Origin of the sequence: Streptomyces sp. NPDC051452 (assembly GCF_044454765.1) — a bacterium.
In the GTDB taxonomy this organism is placed as follows: Bacteria; Actinomycetota; Actinomycetes; order Streptomycetales; family Streptomycetaceae; genus Streptomyces.
In genome coordinates this window covers 176,611-191,426 of record NZ_JBITEB010000002.1, presented here as the reverse complement: position 1 = coordinate 191,426, position 14,816 = coordinate 176,611, and the positions used below count along the sequence as shown (strand labels likewise).

At 72.2% G+C, this 14,816-nt stretch carries 13 protein-coding genes; 7 read left to right on the top strand and 6 right to left on the bottom strand.

Features of this window, described 5'->3' with window-relative positions:
• Positions 1 to 29 precede the first annotated feature (29 nt).
• The 5 genes from ACIBA9_RS06095 to ACIBA9_RS06075 form a co-directional block, all read right to left on the bottom strand.
• A complete protein-coding gene (locus tag ACIBA9_RS06095; protein WP_399360134.1) occupies positions 30 to 614 on the bottom strand; it encodes a hypothetical protein in 585 nt (194 codons plus the stop codon).
• Between the two features lie 318 nt (positions 615 to 932).
• Positions 933 to 1,766, bottom strand: coding sequence for an S-methyl-5'-thioadenosine phosphorylase (locus tag ACIBA9_RS06090; protein ID WP_362158325.1), 834 nt, complete (start codon positions 1,764 to 1,766; stop codon positions 933 to 935).
• Between the two features lie 123 nt (positions 1,767 to 1,889).
• Positions 1,890 to 2,231 (bottom strand): FmdB family zinc ribbon protein, encoded by a 342-nt coding sequence (locus tag ACIBA9_RS06085; protein ID WP_399360133.1) that lies wholly within the window; start codon positions 2,229 to 2,231, stop codon positions 1,890 to 1,892.
• 67 nt (positions 2,232 to 2,298) lie between these two features.
• Positions 2,299 to 3,594 carry an MFS transporter gene (locus tag ACIBA9_RS06080; protein ID WP_399360132.1) on the bottom strand — a complete coding sequence of 432 codons (1,296 nt, stop codon included), beginning with the start codon at positions 3,592 to 3,594 and terminating at the stop codon, positions 2,299 to 2,301.
• 282 nt (positions 3,595 to 3,876) lie between these two features.
• Entirely contained in the window at positions 3,877 to 5,433 is a 1,557-nt protein-coding gene (locus tag ACIBA9_RS06075; RefSeq protein WP_399360131.1) for a potassium/proton antiporter, read from the bottom strand.
• Between the two features lie 217 nt (positions 5,434 to 5,650).
• Here ACIBA9_RS06075 and ACIBA9_RS06070 point away from each other — a divergent pair, with 217 nt between their 5' ends.
• A complete protein-coding gene (locus ACIBA9_RS06070) occupies positions 5,651 to 8,455 on the top strand; it encodes a penicillin acylase family protein (RefSeq protein ID WP_399360130.1) in 2,805 nt (934 codons plus the stop codon).
• 72 nt (positions 8,456 to 8,527) lie between these two features.
• On the opposite strand, the gene ACIBA9_RS06065 is transcribed toward ACIBA9_RS06070, so the two are convergent.
• Positions 8,528 to 9,148, bottom strand: coding sequence for a 5-formyltetrahydrofolate cyclo-ligase (locus tag ACIBA9_RS06065; RefSeq protein WP_399360129.1), 621 nt, complete (start codon positions 9,146 to 9,148; stop codon positions 8,528 to 8,530).
• A 97-nt stretch (positions 9,149 to 9,245) separates the two neighbouring features.
• Between ACIBA9_RS06065 and galU the strand changes: the two genes are divergently transcribed.
• The 6 genes from galU (at position 9,246) to glpR (ending at position 14,771) form a co-directional block, all read left to right on the top strand.
• Entirely contained in the window at positions 9,246 to 10,157 is a 912-nt protein-coding gene (galU, locus tag ACIBA9_RS06060) for a UTP--glucose-1-phosphate uridylyltransferase GalU (RefSeq protein WP_362158309.1), read from the top strand.
• On the top strand, positions 10,154 to 11,476 hold the full coding sequence (gene glp / locus ACIBA9_RS06055) for a gephyrin-like molybdotransferase Glp (protein WP_399360128.1): 1,323 nt from the start codon (positions 10,154 to 10,156) through the stop codon (positions 11,474 to 11,476). Before galU ends, glp begins: the two co-directional genes overlap by 4 nt.
• Positions 11,477 to 11,601: 125 nt before the next feature.
• Complete coding sequence (gene moaC, locus ACIBA9_RS06050; RefSeq protein ID WP_362158305.1) at positions 11,602 to 12,081, top strand: cyclic pyranopterin monophosphate synthase MoaC; 480 nt, start codon at positions 11,602 to 11,604, stop codon at positions 12,079 to 12,081.
• Positions 12,078 to 12,608 (top strand): molybdenum cofactor biosynthesis protein B, encoded by a 531-nt coding sequence (locus ACIBA9_RS06045; protein WP_393898871.1) that lies wholly within the window; start codon positions 12,078 to 12,080, stop codon positions 12,606 to 12,608. Before moaC ends, ACIBA9_RS06045 begins: the two co-directional genes overlap by 4 nt.
• A gap of 20 nt (positions 12,609 to 12,628) precedes the next feature.
• On the top strand, positions 12,629 to 13,270 hold the full coding sequence (locus ACIBA9_RS06040) for a GNAT family N-acetyltransferase (RefSeq protein WP_399360127.1): 642 nt from the start codon (positions 12,629 to 12,631) through the stop codon (positions 13,268 to 13,270).
• Positions 13,271 to 13,442: 172 nt separating this feature from the next.
• Positions 13,443 to 14,771 (top strand): gephyrin-like molybdotransferase receptor GlpR, encoded by a 1,329-nt coding sequence (gene glpR, locus ACIBA9_RS06035; protein ID WP_399360126.1) that lies wholly within the window; start codon positions 13,443 to 13,445, stop codon positions 14,769 to 14,771.
• Positions 14,772 to 14,816: the final 45 nt, after the last annotated feature.

Sequence of the window (14,816 nt, the reverse complement as noted above, 5' to 3'; positions counted from 1 at the left end):
GAGACCTGACACGACGTTCACCAGTCGGTTCAGCACAGCGTCACCGCCAGCCGGGCCGTGGCGCTCGGGCCGACCAGCCGGGCCGCCGTGGCGCGCGGCACCGACAGGACGATCAGCGCCCCGCTCTCGGCCGTACCCGCCACCGGCCCCGGCACCCTCGTCACCCGCACACCGCGTGCGAGCACCCGCGCACCGCCTCCGGTCGCCGGGTCCTGCGCCGCGATGACGTCGACCCGGTCACCGGCGCGCAGCAGTCCGACCGTGGCCGCGTCGGCGATCCGTACCGGCGCCGCCACCAGGTCCGCCACGGCCCTCGCCGCCGCGCCCCGGTGTGCCGGCTGCGCCGACGGGTGTCCGCGGGCCCGCTCCACCCGGTGTGGCTCCGGCGCCGTGCGCGGCCCCGCCACCACCAGCGCGGCGGCCGTCACCGTCAGGCCCGCCGCGAGGGCCCGCCCGTGCCGCCGTACGAGCCCTTGCAGCCGATACCGCCCGCCGCGCACCCGCACCGGAGCGAACCGCGGCACCGCACAGGTCGCCGGGGCGTCCGTGCCCATCGGGCGCGGCGGACGCAGGGGAGGCGGGGTGGGAGCGGAGGACGACGGGGGGAAGGGCATGGGGATCACCGCCTGCGACGAGGGATTCGGGCCTGCGATGCCACGATGGGGCCTCGCGCCGCATCCCGTCGGAGCCGGTGGACGACGGACGTGTTGTGGACAACTCGCCCACCCGAACGAGTAGTTCCGCTCAGCCGCCCGCGCTCCCGTCCCGCCCCCCGGCCGGACGCCCACCGCCCTCAGCCCGTAGCCGCCGCCCCGCCCCCAGCCGCCCCCCTGGCCCCAGCGCCCCACTAAGCCCCAGCCCCCACTAAGCCCCAGCCCCCACTAAGCCCCAGCGCCCCGCCAGGTCACCGCCCCCGCGGACTCCCCCGCCGACTACGGCAGCTCGAACCCGGGATCCATACCCCCCAGGGCGTTCACGCACAGGCAGTCCCGTGCGCCCGTCTCCGGCAGTGCTGCCACCGCGTCGAACAGCACCCCGCGCATCCGGTCCACGTTGGCCGCGAAGACCCGCAGCACCTCCTCGTGGGAGACGCCCTCACCGGTCTCGGCGCCCGCGTCCAGGTCGGTGACCAGGGTCAGCGAGGTGTAGCACAGCTCCAGTTCCCGGGCGAGGGCCGCTTCCGGATGGCCCGTCATGCCCACGACCGACCAGCCCTGGGCCTGGTGCCACAGCGACTCGGCACGGGTGGAGAAGCGCGGCCCCTCGACGACGACCAGCGTGCCGCCGTCCACCGGCTCCCAGTCCCGCCCACGCGCCGCCTTCAGCGCGACCGACCGCCCGGCGGGGCAGTAGGGGTCGGCCACGGACACGTGCACGACGTTCGGCACGCTGCCGTCGGGCAGCGGCAGTCCGTCGAAGTACGTCTGCGCCCGGGACTTCGTGCGGTCGACCAGCTGATCGGGCACCAGCAGCGTGCCGGGGCCGTACTCGGGGCGCAGCCCGCCCACCGCGCACGGACCGAGCACCTGGCGGACCCCGACCGAGCGCAGGGCCCACAGGTTGGCGCGGTAGTTGATGCGGTGCGGTGGCAGATGGTGGCCGCGTCCGTGCCGGGGCAGGAAGGCGACCCGCCGGCCGGCCACCTCGCCGAGGAACAGGGAGTCGCTGGGCGGCCCGTAGGGGGTCTCCACCTCGACCTCGGTCACGTCGTCGAGGAACGAGTAGAAGCCCGAGCCGCCGATTACGCCGATCTCTGCGTTCGCCATGTCCAGCACACTAGCTGGCCGCGACGACACGGGGGAGACGGCGCCGGACATACCGAAGACCCCGCCGTCGTACGACGGCAGGGCCCGGGGTGGGAGGTCTGTCCTGGTCCGCTTCGGGCGGTCTCAGGCGGCGGAGCTGCCGGCCGAGCTCGAAGAGGACGACGTCGACGAGGACGTCGACGAGGAGGACGTCGACGACGCCGAAGCCGAGGACGACGACTTCGCGTCGGACGACGACTTCGAGTCCGACGAGCTCGGCTTCGAGGCCGGGCTGCTGCTCGACGAGGAGCCGCGCGAATCGTTGCGGTAGAAGCCGGAGCCCTTGAAGACAATGCCGACCGCGGAGAACACCTTCTTCAGGCGGCCACTGCAGCTGGGGCATTCGGTCAGGGCGTCATCGGTGAACTTCTGCACCGCCTCGAGGCCCTCGCCGCACTCGGTGCACTGGTACTGGTACGTCGGCACTGTCTTCCTCCTGGCACTCTCACTCGATGAGTGCTAACGACGATCCATAGTGACGTATTCCCGGGGATCAGTCCACCGTGACCGGCACGCGGTGACCGACGCCACGTGCGACCGTGCGGTTCCGCTGCGGGGTGGCCAGCCGGGATCGCAGCGCCACCAGGGTGATCAGCGCGAGCACCGTGCCCACCATGGGCACCAGGAAGCCGGCGCCGTCCCAGAACCGGTCCTCCAGCTGTCCGGCGACGGTGACGGCGGCCGCCTGGCCGAGCGCGACGGCGCCGGTCAGCCAGGTGAAGGCCTCGGTGCGCGCACCGGCCGGGACCAGGCCGTCGACCAGCGTGTAGCCGGTGATCAGGGCCGGGGCGATGCACATGCCGACCAGCAGGCCGAGCCCGGCGAGCAGCGGCACCGAGTGCGCGGTCCACAGGGCGGACGCGACCAGCGCCAGCGCCGTGTAGCCGATGACCAGGCGCCGCCGCGGGGCGACCTTCCAGGCGATGGCGCCGCAGACGATGCCGGAGAGCATGTTGCCGGCCGCGAAGACGCCGTACAGGACGCCGTTCAGGCCGGGCTCGCCGATCGACTCGGTGAACGCGGCCAGCGACACCTGCATGCCGCCGAAGACGGATCCGATGCCCAGGAACGTCACGATCAGCACGCGCACGCCGGGGACGCGCAGGGCCGAGGCGTGCCGCACGCGCGCGTGCCCGTCCTCGGCGCCCACCGCCGGCTGCGTGCCCTTCTGCGCGGCGAACAGCAGGCCGCCGACGAGGGTCAGCGCGCCCTCCGTGACGAGGCCCGCCGCGGGCGTCACGGTCGTGCACAGCGCGGTGGCGAGCAGGGGGCCGAGGACGAAGGTCAGCTCGTCCGTGACGGACTCGAACGCGGCCGCGGTGGTCATCAGGGGCGAGCCCTGAAGCTTCACGCCCCAGCGTGCCCGCACCATGGGGCCCACCTGGGGTACCGAGGCGCCGGTCGGGACCGCCGCCAGGAACAGCGCCCACAAGGGGGCGTGCGCCAGGGCGAGCGCGGTCAGGGACAGGCCCGCGAGGGTGTGCACCAGGACGCCGGGGACCAATACGGCGCGTTGGCCGCGGCGGTCGGCGAGACGCCCGCTGTAGGGCGCGAACAGTGCCATGGAGACACCGGTGGCGGCCGCCACGGCGCCCGCGGCGCCGTAGGAGCCGGTGGTGTGCTGCACGAGCAGCACGATGGAGATCGTGAGCATCGCGAACGGCTGGCGCGCCGCGAAGCCGGGGAGCAGGAACGTCCAGGCGCCGCGGGTGCGCAGCAGCCGGCCGTATCCCGGGCGGGAAGGCGTCGACGGGGTCTCCGTCGGCTCGGTGGTGACCGTGGATGCCACGGCCCGTGCCTTTCTTCGGCCTGGTAGCGCGCCCGTGCGGGGCCGCCGAGAGCTGTCCTCTTGCGCGGAACTGCGGTAGATACCGGTGCCACTGCGGAGGGCGTTCCGGCCGCCATACGGTCGCGCCAGCTCTGCATCAGGCAGAGTTGGTTCGATCTAGGTGCCCTTCATCCTACAGGGATCAAGGCGTTGCGCCCCTGTGAAAGCGAGCACCGTCCGCCCTCTTCACCTGTGATCGGCACGGGTGTGAGGAGTCTGAAACGTCCCGGCAACGCCCCGTGCTCACCGCCCCGGGCCCACCCCGTCGGCGCCGAGCCACCCCGCAAGCTTGCCGCCGTGGGCGACCGCGCGCAGGCGCCGTTCCGCCGCGTCGCGGACCGGGTCCGTGGCGACGACCAGCAGTTCGTCCCCGCGGCGCAGCACCGTCGTGGGCAGGGGGACAAACGATTTTCCCTCCCGTACGACGAGGGTGACGGCCGCGCCCGGCGGCAGTCGCAGCTCGTTGACCTCCACGCCGTGCATCCGGGAGCCCTCGGGGATCGCGATGGACAGCAGGTGCCCGCGCAGCCGCTCCAGGGGCGCCGACTCGATGCCGAGATCGGAGGCCTCGCCCTCTTCGCCGAGGCGCAGCTTGCGGGCGAGCCAGGGCAGTGTCGGACCCTGGACCAGGGTGTACACGACGACCAGGACGAAGACGATGTTGAAGATGCGGCGGCTGGCGTCGACGCCGTTGACCATCGGGATGGTCGCCAGGATGACGGGCACGGCGCCGCGCAGGCCCGCCCACGACATCAGGGCCTGCTCCTGCCACGGCACACGGAACGGCGCCAGGCTGGCGAACACGCTGAGCGGCCGGGCGACCATGGTCAGCACGAGGCCGATGAGCAGGGCGGGCAGGAAGTCGTCGCCCAGCTCGTGCGGGGTGACCAGCAGGCCGAGCACGACGAACATGCCGATCTGGGCGATCCAGCCGAGCCCCTCGGCGAAGCCGCGCGTGGCGGGCCAGTGCGGGAGCTTGGCGTTGCCGAGCGTCATCGCGGCCAGGTAGACGGCCAGGAAGCCGCTGCCGTGCGCCAGCGCGCCGGCGGCGTACGCGGTGACGGCGATGGCCATCACGGCGATGGGGTAGAGGCCGGAGGCGGGCAGGGCGACGTGCTTGAGCCCCCAGGACCCGAACCAGCCCACCGCGAGCCCCACGGCGGCGCCGATGGCCAGCTCCAGGGCTATCTCGCCCAGCAGCAGATACCAGTGCTCGACCGGGCCGGCCGTCGAGAAGGCGACGACCAGGATGACCACCGGGGCGTCGTTGAAGCCGGACTCGGCCTCCAGCGTGCCCGTCACGCGCGCGGGCAGGGGGATCCTCCGCAGCACGGAGAAGACCGCGGCCGCGTCCGTGGAGGACACCACCGCGCCGATGATGAGCGCCTGCCGCCACTCCAGCCCGACCAGGTAGTGCGCGCCGGCCGCGGTGACGCCCACGCTGACCGCGACGCCCACCGTCGCCAGGACGGAGGCGGAGGCGAGGACCGGGCGCACCTCCTTCCACTTCGTGCCCAGGCCGCCCTCGGCGAGGATCACGACGAGGGCCGCGTATCCCATGACCTGGGTCACTGCGGCGCTGTCGAAGTGGATGTCGCCGATGCCGTCCTGGCCCATGAGGACGCCGATCCCCAGGTAGACGAGCAGGCTGGGGAGCCCGCTGCGGGACGAGATCCGGACGGCCGCGACGGCGACGAGCAGGACGACGGAGCAGACGAGCAGGAGCTGGTTGAGGTGGTGGACAGTCAGCGGCGGTTCCCTTCCTTGGCCCGCGCGCGAGGCGAGCGGACACACGTACACAAGACCCGAGGCTGCGGCGCACCGCACCCAAGTACTTCGTTACCTTACCTAACTCTTGACGTTTTCTTGACGCTCGACGAGGCAAGATCGAACGCTCGCGCAGGCCGGTTCCCGACTCCGCGTCAAGGGGGAGAGGACCCTGCGCCTATGGTTGCTCCAGCGCTCATTCAAAGTCACAGCCCGACCTGCCGCTCGCGTTAGGACAGCAAGGACAGCGATGCCCCCCAACACCACCGCCACAACGGGTGACAAGCCCGCCAAGTCCGGCAGGAAGAAGGGGCGCAAAGCCCGATTGGTCGTGTTGGTGCTGGTTCTCGCCATCATCGGAGGCATCGCCTACGGCGCGTACTGGTCGATCAGCACGGTCCGTGCCTCCTTCCCGCAGACCAAGGGTTCGATCACGCTCCAGGGCCTGTCCGGCCCGGTCGACGTCAAGCGGGACGGCTACGGCATCCCGCAGATCTACGCCTCCTCCGACGAGGACCTGTTCATGGCGCAGGGCTTCGTCCAGGCGCAGGACCGGTTCTACGAGATGGACGTGCGCCGGCACATGACCTCCGGGCGCCTGTCGGAGATGTTCGGCCAGGGCCAGGTCAAGAACGACGAGTTCCTGCGCACCCTGGGCTGGGACCGGATCGCCAAGCAGGAGTACGACACCAAGCTGTCGCCGTCCACGAAGAAGTACCTCCAGGCATACGCCAAGGGGGTCAACGCCTACCTCCAGGGCAAGGACGGCAAGGACATCTCCCTGGAGTACGCGGCGCTGGGTCTCACCAACGACTACACGCCGGGCAGCTGGACCCCCGTCGACTCCGTCTCCTGGCTGAAGGCCATGGCCTGGGACCTGCGCGGCAACATGCAGGACGAGATCGACCGCGCCCTGATGACCAGCCGCCTCGGCCCCCAGCAGATCCAGGACCTGTACCCGGAGTACCCCTACGGCCGTAACAAGCCGATCGTGCAGGAGGGCCAGTACGGCGAGCTGTCGAAGACCTTCCAGCAGAACGGCTCGACGAGCACGTCCGGCACGCCCGGCACGTCCGGCACGTCCGGCGGCACCACGGGCGCCTCCGCGGGTTCCACGGGCGCGACCGGCTCCACCACCTCGGGCGCGGCCGGATCGGGCCTCACGAGCCAGCTGGCGGGCCTGTACAAGGTCCTGGACAACGTCCCGACGGCCGTCGGCGTCAACGGCCAGGGCATCGGCTCCAACTCCTGGGTCGTCTCCGGGAAGTACACGATCACCGGCAAGCCCCTGCTCGCCAACGACCCGCACCTGTCGGCGTCGCTGCCGTCCGTCTGGTACCAGATGGGCCTGCACTGCCGGACCGTCTCCAGCACGTGCCAGTACGACGTCACCGGCTACACCTTCGCCGGCATGCCGGGCGTGGTCATCGGCCACAACGGCCGGATCGCCTGGGGCATGACCAACTCCGGGGTCGACGTCACCGACCTCTACCTGGAGAAGGTCACCGCCAACGGCTACCTGTACGACGGCAAGGTCCGGCCGTTCAAGAGCCGCGAGGAGACCATCAAGGTCGCCGGCGGCACGTCCAAGTCCATCGTGGTCCGCCAGACCCAGGACGGGATGCCGCTGCTGTCCGACCGCGACGACGAACTCGTCCAGGTCGGCAGGAAGGCCACCGTCAACACCGCCGCGCCCGACCGAGGCGACGGCTACGGCATCGCCCTGCGATGGACCGCCCTCGACCCGGGCACCTCCATGGACGCCGTGTTCGCCATAGACAAGGCGGCGAACTGGAACGACTTCCGCGCGGGCGCCGCCCTCTTCGACGTGCCCTCGCAGAACCTGGTCTACGCCGACGGCGAGCACATCGGCTACACCCTCCCGGGCAAGATCCCCACGCGTTCCTCGGCCGACGACGGCTCCCTGCCGGCGCCGGGCTGGGACTCGAAGTACAAGTGGACCGGCTTCATCAAGAAGGACGAGCTGCCCTACGAGTACGACCCCCGGCGCGGCTACATCGTCACCGCCAACCAGGCGGTGGTCGACAAGGACAAGTACCCGTACACGCTCACCACCGACTGGGGCTACGGCACCCGCAGCCAGCGCATCACCGACCTGATCGAATCCAAGATCAAGGACGGCGGCAAGATCTCCACCGACGACATGCGCCAGATGCAGATGGACAACAGCAGCGAGATCGCCAAGCTGCTGGTGCCCAAGCTGCTGAAGCTCAACCTCGACGACGGGAACGTCCGGCAGGCGCAGAAGCTGCTGGAGGGCTGGGACTACACCCAGGACGCCGACTCCGCGGCCGCCGCCTACTTCAACGCCGTCTGGCGCAACATCCTCAAGCTCGCCTTCGGCAACAAGCTCCCCAAGGAGCTGCGCGTCAAGGGCCAGTGCCTGTGGGTCGACAAGATCGACAGCACCGGCCCGGTGGACGACGACACCAAGGTGCGCGAATGCGGCCAGCGCGACGCCGACCAGGCGCAGCCCGACGGCGGCGACCGCTGGTTCGAGGTCGTGCGCACCCTGATGGACAAGCCGCACAGCGACTGGTGGAAGACCCCGAAGTACGGCACCCGTCCCGCCGCCGACGACCGCGACCAGCTCTTCGCCCGGGCCATGATCGACGCCCGCTGGGAGCTGACCGCCAAGCTCGGCAAGGACATCGACACCTGGAGCTGGGGCCGGCTGCACCGCCTGTTCCTGAAGAACCAGACGCTCGGCACCGAGGGCCCCCAGTTCCTGCAGTACGTGCTGAACCGCGGCCCCTGGAAGCTCAGCGGCGGGGAAGCCACCGTGAACGCCTCCGGCTGGAACGCCGCCGGCGGCTACAACGTCGTCTGGGTGCCGTCCATGCGGATGGTCGTCAACCTCGCCGACCTCGACAAGTCCAAGTGGATCAACCTGACCGGCGCCTCCGGGCACGCGTTCAGCGCGCACTACACCGACCAGACGGGCAAGTGGGCCGCAGGCGAGCTACTGCCCTGGTCGTTCTCGGCCGACGCGGTCGGCAAGAGCACGAGCGACACGCTCGTCCTCAAGCCGTGAACCGCTGAGACACCCACCGAAACGGCCCCCCACGCACGCGTGGGGGGCCGTTTCGCGCGCGCCCGGGATCGGTCAGGTGAGCGGGAAGCGGCGGGTGCCCGAGGGCGTCACCACGGCGTGCACCGGCTTGTCGTGCGCCTCCACCGGGACGCGCGCGACGACCTCGCCGTCGTACAGCAGTACCACCAGGCTGGGGCGGGCACCCGCCCGCTCCAGACGGGCCAGCACACGGTCGTAGGAGCCGCCGCCGCGCCCCAGGCGCATCCCGCGCGCGTCCACCGCGAGCCCGGGCAGCAGGACGACGTCGGCGGCCGTGACGGCGTCCGGACCGAGGCGCTTCCCGGAGGGTTCGAGCAGCGACATCCGCCCGCCGTGCCGGACCGGCGCGAGGGAGTCCGGACCGGCGTACGCGCCCCAGTCCAGGTCGTCGTCGGCGAGGAGCGCGGGGAGCAGGACGCGCACCCCCCGCGCGCGCAGCGCGTCCAGCAGCGCCGGCGTCCCGGGCTCCGACCCCACCGACACATACGCGGCCACCGTGCGGGCGCGCGCCAGCTCGGGCAGCTCCAGGGCGTGCCGGGCCAGCGCGCGCCCCGCCGCGCGCACGTCGTCCTGCGGCAACCCCCTCCGCACCGCGAGGAGCTCCCGCCGCAACGCGCGCTTGTCGGGCTCGTCCACGCGTCCGTCGTGTTCCATCGGTCGTTCTCGCATCCTTGTGCCCCATGCCGTCGTACGAGGGTCCAGCCACCGGAGCCTCGGATCGGCGTCCGAGGCAGCGGATAAGGTTGCGGGCATGATTCAGTCGCACCCCAGGATCAGCAAGGCTGTCATCCCAGCAGCAGGCCTCGGCACCCGGTTCCTGCCGGCCACCAAGGCCACTCCCAAGGAAATGCTGCCGGTCGTCGACAAGCCCGCGATCCAGTACGTGGTCGAGGAGGCCGTGTCCGCGGGGCTCGACGACGTGCTCATGATCACCGGACGCAACAAGCGGCCCCTCGAGGACCACTTCGACCGCAACTACGAGCTGGAGTCGGCGCTCCAGAAGAAGGGTGACGCCGACCGGCTCGCCAAGGTGCAGGAGTCCAGCGATCTGGCCACCATGCACTACGTACGCCAGGGCGACCCCCGGGGTCTGGGCCACGCGGTGCTGTGCGCCGCCCCGCACGTCGGCCACGAGCCCTTCGCCGTCCTCCTCGGTGACGACCTGATCGACCCCCGGGACCCGCTGCTCAAGCGCATGATCGAGGTCCAGGAGCAGCATGGCGGCAGTGTGATCGCGCTCATGGAGGTCGCGCCCGAGCAGATCCACCTGTACGGCAGCGCGGCGGTCGAGGCCACCGCCGACGGCGACGTCGTGAAGGTGACCGGCCTGGTGGAGAAGCCGGACCCGGTGGACGCACCCTCGAACTACGCGGTCATCGGCCGGTACGTCCTGGACCCGCACATCTTCGACATACTGCGCAAGACCGAGCCCGGTCGCGGTGGTGAGATCCAGCTCACCGACGCCCTCCAGCAGCTCGCCCAGGACGAGAAGGTCGGCGGACCGGTGCACGGCGTCGTCTTCAAGGGCCGCCGCTACGACACCGGCGACCGCGGCGACTATCTGCGTGCCATCGTCCGGCTCGCGTGCGAACGTGAGGACCTGGGCCCGGACTTCCGGTCCTGGCTCCGCAGTTACGTAGCCGAGGAGATGCAGCAGTCTTGAGCAGCGCCGCGCCCCACACCACCGACGCGGACCACCTGTGGTCGGTGGACGAGCATCTGGAGGACATCCTCTCGACCGTCCGCCCCCTCGAACCCATCGAGCTGCAACTCCTCGACGCCCAGGGCTGTGTCCTGGTCGAGGACGTCATGGTGCCGGTGTCGCTGCCGCCCTTCGACAACAGCTCCATGGACGGGTACGCGGTGCGGGTCGCGGACGTCGAGGGCGCCGGCGAGGAGTTCCCGGCCGTCCTGGAGGTCGTCGGGGACGTGGCCGCGGGCGCGTCCGACCCGGTGCGGGTCGGCCCCGGCCAGGCCGCCCGCATCATGACCGGCGCCCCGCTGCCCCCGGGCGCCGAGGCCGTCGTCCCCGTGGAGTGGACCGACGGCGGGCTCGGCGAGGGCCCCGTGAGCGGCATGCGGGCGCGCAGCCTGGCCCCCGAGGGCGCGCAGGGGCACGTGCGCGTGCACCGCCCCGCCGAGGCACGCGCGCACGTGCGCGCCAAGGGCAGCGATGTGCAGGCCGGCGAGCGCGCCCTGGAGGCCGGTACGGTCCTCGGCCCGCCGCAGATCGCGCTGCTCGCCGCGATCGGCCGCGGCACGGTCCGTGTGCGCCCGCGCCCGCGCGTGGTCGTCCTGTCCACCGGCAGCGAGCTCGTCCAGCCCGGCGAGCCGCTGGCCGACGGCCAGATCTTCGACTCCAACAGCTTCGCCCTCGCCGCCGCCGCGCGCGACGCCGGGGCCATCGCCTACCGGGTGGGCGCCGTCGCCGACGACCCCGAGATCCTGCGCTCCACCATCGAGGACCAGCTGATCCGCGCCGATCTGCTGGTGACCACCGGCGGGGTCAGCGTCGGCGCCTACGACGTCGTCAAGGAGGCGCTGTCGTACGCCGGCGACGAGGACGAGGCCGGCGCCGGCGTCGACTTCCGCAGGCTCGCCATGCAGCCCGGCAAGCCGCAGGGTTTCGGCTCCATCGGCCCCGACCACACACCGCTGCTGGCGCTGCCGGGCAACCCCGTGTCGTCGTACGTCTCCTTCGAACTGTTCGTCCGTCCCGCCGTCCGCGCCCTGATGGGTCTCACGGACCTGCACCGCCCGCGCGCGCGGGCCACCCTGCGGACGAAGGAGGCGCTGCGCTCTCCCCGGGGCCGACGCCAGTTCCTGCGCGGCGCCTACGCCGACGGCGAGGTGTCCCCGGTGGGCGGCGCGGGCTCCCATCTGATCGCCGCGCTGGCGCACGCCAACGCGCTGATCGTCGTCCCCGAGGACGTGGAATCCGTCGAGCCCGGCACCGAGGTGGAGGTCGTCCTGCTGGGCTGAGGCGCGCGTGGCCGTCCGCCGGGTGATCCTGGTCCGGTGCGCGCGCCCGCTTGGCGGTACCGTGTCGCGCACGACAGGCCCGCACACCGCACCGCGGCGGGCCCGGATGGGGAGCGCCGCACACCATGAGCACGCAGGACCGACTGACGCACATCGACGAGACGGGCGCCGCCCGCATGGTCGACGTATCCGGGAAGGACGTGACCGCGCGCACCGCCCGTGCCCGCGGCCGGGTCCTCGTATCGCCCCGCGTGGTCGAGCTGCTGCGCGGGGAGGGGCTGCCCAAGGGCGACGCCCTCGCCACCGCGCGCATCGCGGGCATCATGGGCGCCAAGCGCACCCCGGATCTGATCCCGCTGTGCCACCCGCTCGCGGTGTCCGGTGTGAGACTGGACCTGTCGGTCGCGGACGACGCCGTGGAGATCGAGGCCACCGTGCGGACGACGGACCGCACGGGTGTCGAGATGGAGGCCCTCACCGCGGTGACGGTCGCCGCGCTCACCGTGATCGACATGGTCAAGGCGGTCGACAAGGGAGCGGTCATCACGGACGTGCGCGTGGAGGAGAAGACGGGCGGCAAGTCCGGCGACTGGAGCCGGGCATGACCTACCGCGCTCTGGTGGTCACCGCCTCCAACCGGGCCGCCGCGGGAGTCTACGAGGACAGGGGCGGCCCGCTGATCGCCGACGGCCTGGCGGGCTTCGGCTTCGCCGTGGACGGGCCCGAGGTCGTCCCCGACGGGGAGCCGGTCGAGGCGGCGCTGCGCGCGGGCGTCGAGGCCGGCTACGACGCCATCGTCACCACCGGCGGCACCGGCATCTCGCCCACCGACCGCACCCCCGAGGCGACCCGCGCGGTGATCGACCGCGAGGTGCCCGGCATCGCCGAGGCCATCCGGGCGTTCGGCCGGGAGAAGGTGCCGACGGCCGCGCTGTCCCGGGGCCTGGCCGGAGTGGCGGGACGGACCCTGATCGTGAATCTGCCCGGGTCCACGGGCGGCGTGCGCGACGGCCTGGCCGTGCTGGAGCCGCTGCTGGCCCACGCCGTCGACCAGCTCCGCGGCGGCGACCACGTCGGACCCTCTCCCAGTGCCCCGAAGGCCTGGGAGGCACCCCCGGGGGGTGCGAGCTGAACAGCCCGTCCTGGCCCGCCGTGCTGGCGGACGGCGATGTCGTCCTCCGCCCGATAAAGCTGCGCGACCAGGGTGCCTGGCGCGAGGTGAACCGGCGCAACCGGGACTGGCTGCGCCCCTGGGAGGCGACCATTCCGCCGCCCACGCCGAGCGGACCGATCGCGCACCGGCCGACCTACCGGCAGATGGTCCGGCACCTGCGCTCCGAGGCGGCCGCCGGCCGGATGCTGCCCTTCGTCATCGAGTACCAGGGGCGGCTCGTCGGCCAGTTGACGGTCGCCGGGATCACCTGGGGCTCGATGTGCTCGGGGCACGTCGGCTACTGGGTGGACGAGGCGGTGGCCGGGCGCGGGGTGATGCCCGCCGCCGTCGCGCTCGTGGTGGACCACTGTTTCCGTACCGTCGGACTGCACCGCGTCGAGGTCTGCATTCGTCCCGAGAACCGGCCGAGCCGCCGGGTCGTGGAGAAACTCGGATTCCGCGAGGAGGGGCTGCGGCCCCGCTATCTGCACATCGACGGCGCCTGGCGCGACCATCTGGTCTTCGCGCTCACCGCGGAAGAGGTGCCCGACGGGCTGCTCGCCCGCTGGCAGCGCACCCGTGCCCGGGAACTCGATCCGCAGAACCCGCGGGGGAATCCCGCCCAGCCTCCGCGGAATTGAATGTGTGTTCGAAAAAGAGCGTTCAACGACCGCCTCACGACGTCGAATTCACGTCTGTGGCTGTGTGCTGATCGCATCGGTCGCAAAAAAAGCTGGAAATATCAGCCGGATCGTGCGACACACCGGCCCAATTGGCGGATGGCCTCACACAAATCCCTCTACGGTGTGAGACGTGAGCAGCAGCGGCCTCATCTACGCAGTCATCGTCGGGGCCTGGGCCGCCTACTTGGTGCCGATGTGGCTCCGTAGGCAGGACGAGCTGAACGAGGCCCGTCCGACGGAACGCTTCAGCACAGCCATCCGGCTGCTGTCCGGACGGGCGGGCATGGAGCGCCGATACGCCAAGGACCTGCGGGCGCGCTCCGCCCAGGAGGGGGAGCAGGACGCCGACGTTCCGGACGTCGTCACCGATTCGGTGGACGTCCGGGCCTTCGCCGTGCCTCCGACGCGCCGTCAGGTCCATGCGGACGCCGGGCCCGAGGCGCACGCGCAGCCGGCGCCGGACCAGGCGGCCGTACCGGCGCCCAAGTCCGCATCCGTGCCCGGGTACGAGCCCACCGGCGCGGCCGTGTCCGGTTCCGTGCCCGCGCAGAAGCGCGCGTCCGACGTGCGGCGCGCGGTCTCGGCGCAGGCGGCCTCGGCTCAAGTGGCCTCGGCGCAGGCGGTCTCGGCGCAGACGGCCGCGGCCCGCGCCCAGCGCTCGAAGGTACTCGCGCGCCGTCGGCGCACCACCGTGATGCTCTTCTGCGCGTTCACCCTCGGTGCGATCGTCGCCGCCGTCGGGGGACTCGCCTTCCTGTGGGCGCCCGGTGTCCCCGCGGTTCTGCTCAGCACCTACATCGTCTATCTGCGCTCCCAGGAACGGCGCCGGTTCGCGTTCCAGATGGACCGCCAGCGCGCCGAGGCCGCGGCCCGGCGCCTGCGCGAGCGCCAGCCGCGTCGGCGCGCGCCCCTCGCCCAGGGGGCCGGCGCCGACGAACCCGAGGAGGGGCCCGATACCGGCACGGACACCGACACCGGGCTGTCCGCGCTCGCCGCGGACCGCCGGGCCCTCGTGGAGCAGACCGACCACGCCGAGTGGGTCGACCAGCAGCGCGAGCGCCAGCGCCGCCCCGGGCACGGGGACAGCTGGGACCCGGTGCCGGTACCGCTGCCGACGTACGTGACCGCGCCCGTCGCGCCGCGCGCCACCTCCGACGTCGATCTGGGGGCGCCCGACACCTGGAGTTCGGCGCGCTCCAGCTCCGTCGCGCCGGACCATGAGGCGGGCCACGCCCCGCAGGCGGACAAGGAAGACAAGGCCGACAAGGCCGACAAGGCGGCCAAGGTGAACGAGACGCGTGAGGGGGACGAGGCGGGGTCCGCTTCCGGGGACAAGCCGGTGCCCGGACGCGGCCACGCGCGCCGCGCGGCCTCCGCTCGCAGGGCCCGCGAGCGCGGCCGCACCCCCCTGTTCGACCAGTACGAGGACGGCGAGCGTCCGCGCGCGGCCAACGAGTGACACCGCGTCCCGAGTGACCGGGGAGCGGATTTCCGGGCAGCCCGA

Bases quoted from the DNA above. Each gene is read 5' to 3' on its own strand.
- ACIBA9_RS06095 (WP_399360134.1), bottom strand. From the start codon at position 614: ATGCCCTTCCCCCCGTCGTCCTCCGCTCCCACCCCGCCTCCCCTGCGT.
- ACIBA9_RS06090 (WP_362158325.1), bottom strand. From the start codon at position 1,766: ATGGCGAACGCAGAGATCGGCGTAATCGGCGGCTCGGGCTTCTACTCG.
- ACIBA9_RS06070 (WP_399360130.1), top strand. From the start codon at position 5,651: ATGCCCCCCAACACCACCGCCACAACGGGTGACAAGCCCGCCAAGTCC.
- ACIBA9_RS06065 (WP_399360129.1), bottom strand. From the start codon at position 9,148: ATGGAACACGACGGACGCGTGGACGAGCCCGACAAGCGCGCGTTGCGG.
- galU (WP_362158309.1), top strand. From the start codon at position 9,246: ATGATTCAGTCGCACCCCAGGATCAGCAAGGCTGTCATCCCAGCAGCA.
- moaC (WP_362158305.1), top strand. From the start codon at position 11,602: ATGAGCACGCAGGACCGACTGACGCACATCGACGAGACGGGCGCCGCC.
- ACIBA9_RS06045 (WP_393898871.1), top strand. From the start codon at position 12,078: ATGACCTACCGCGCTCTGGTGGTCACCGCCTCCAACCGGGCCGCCGCG.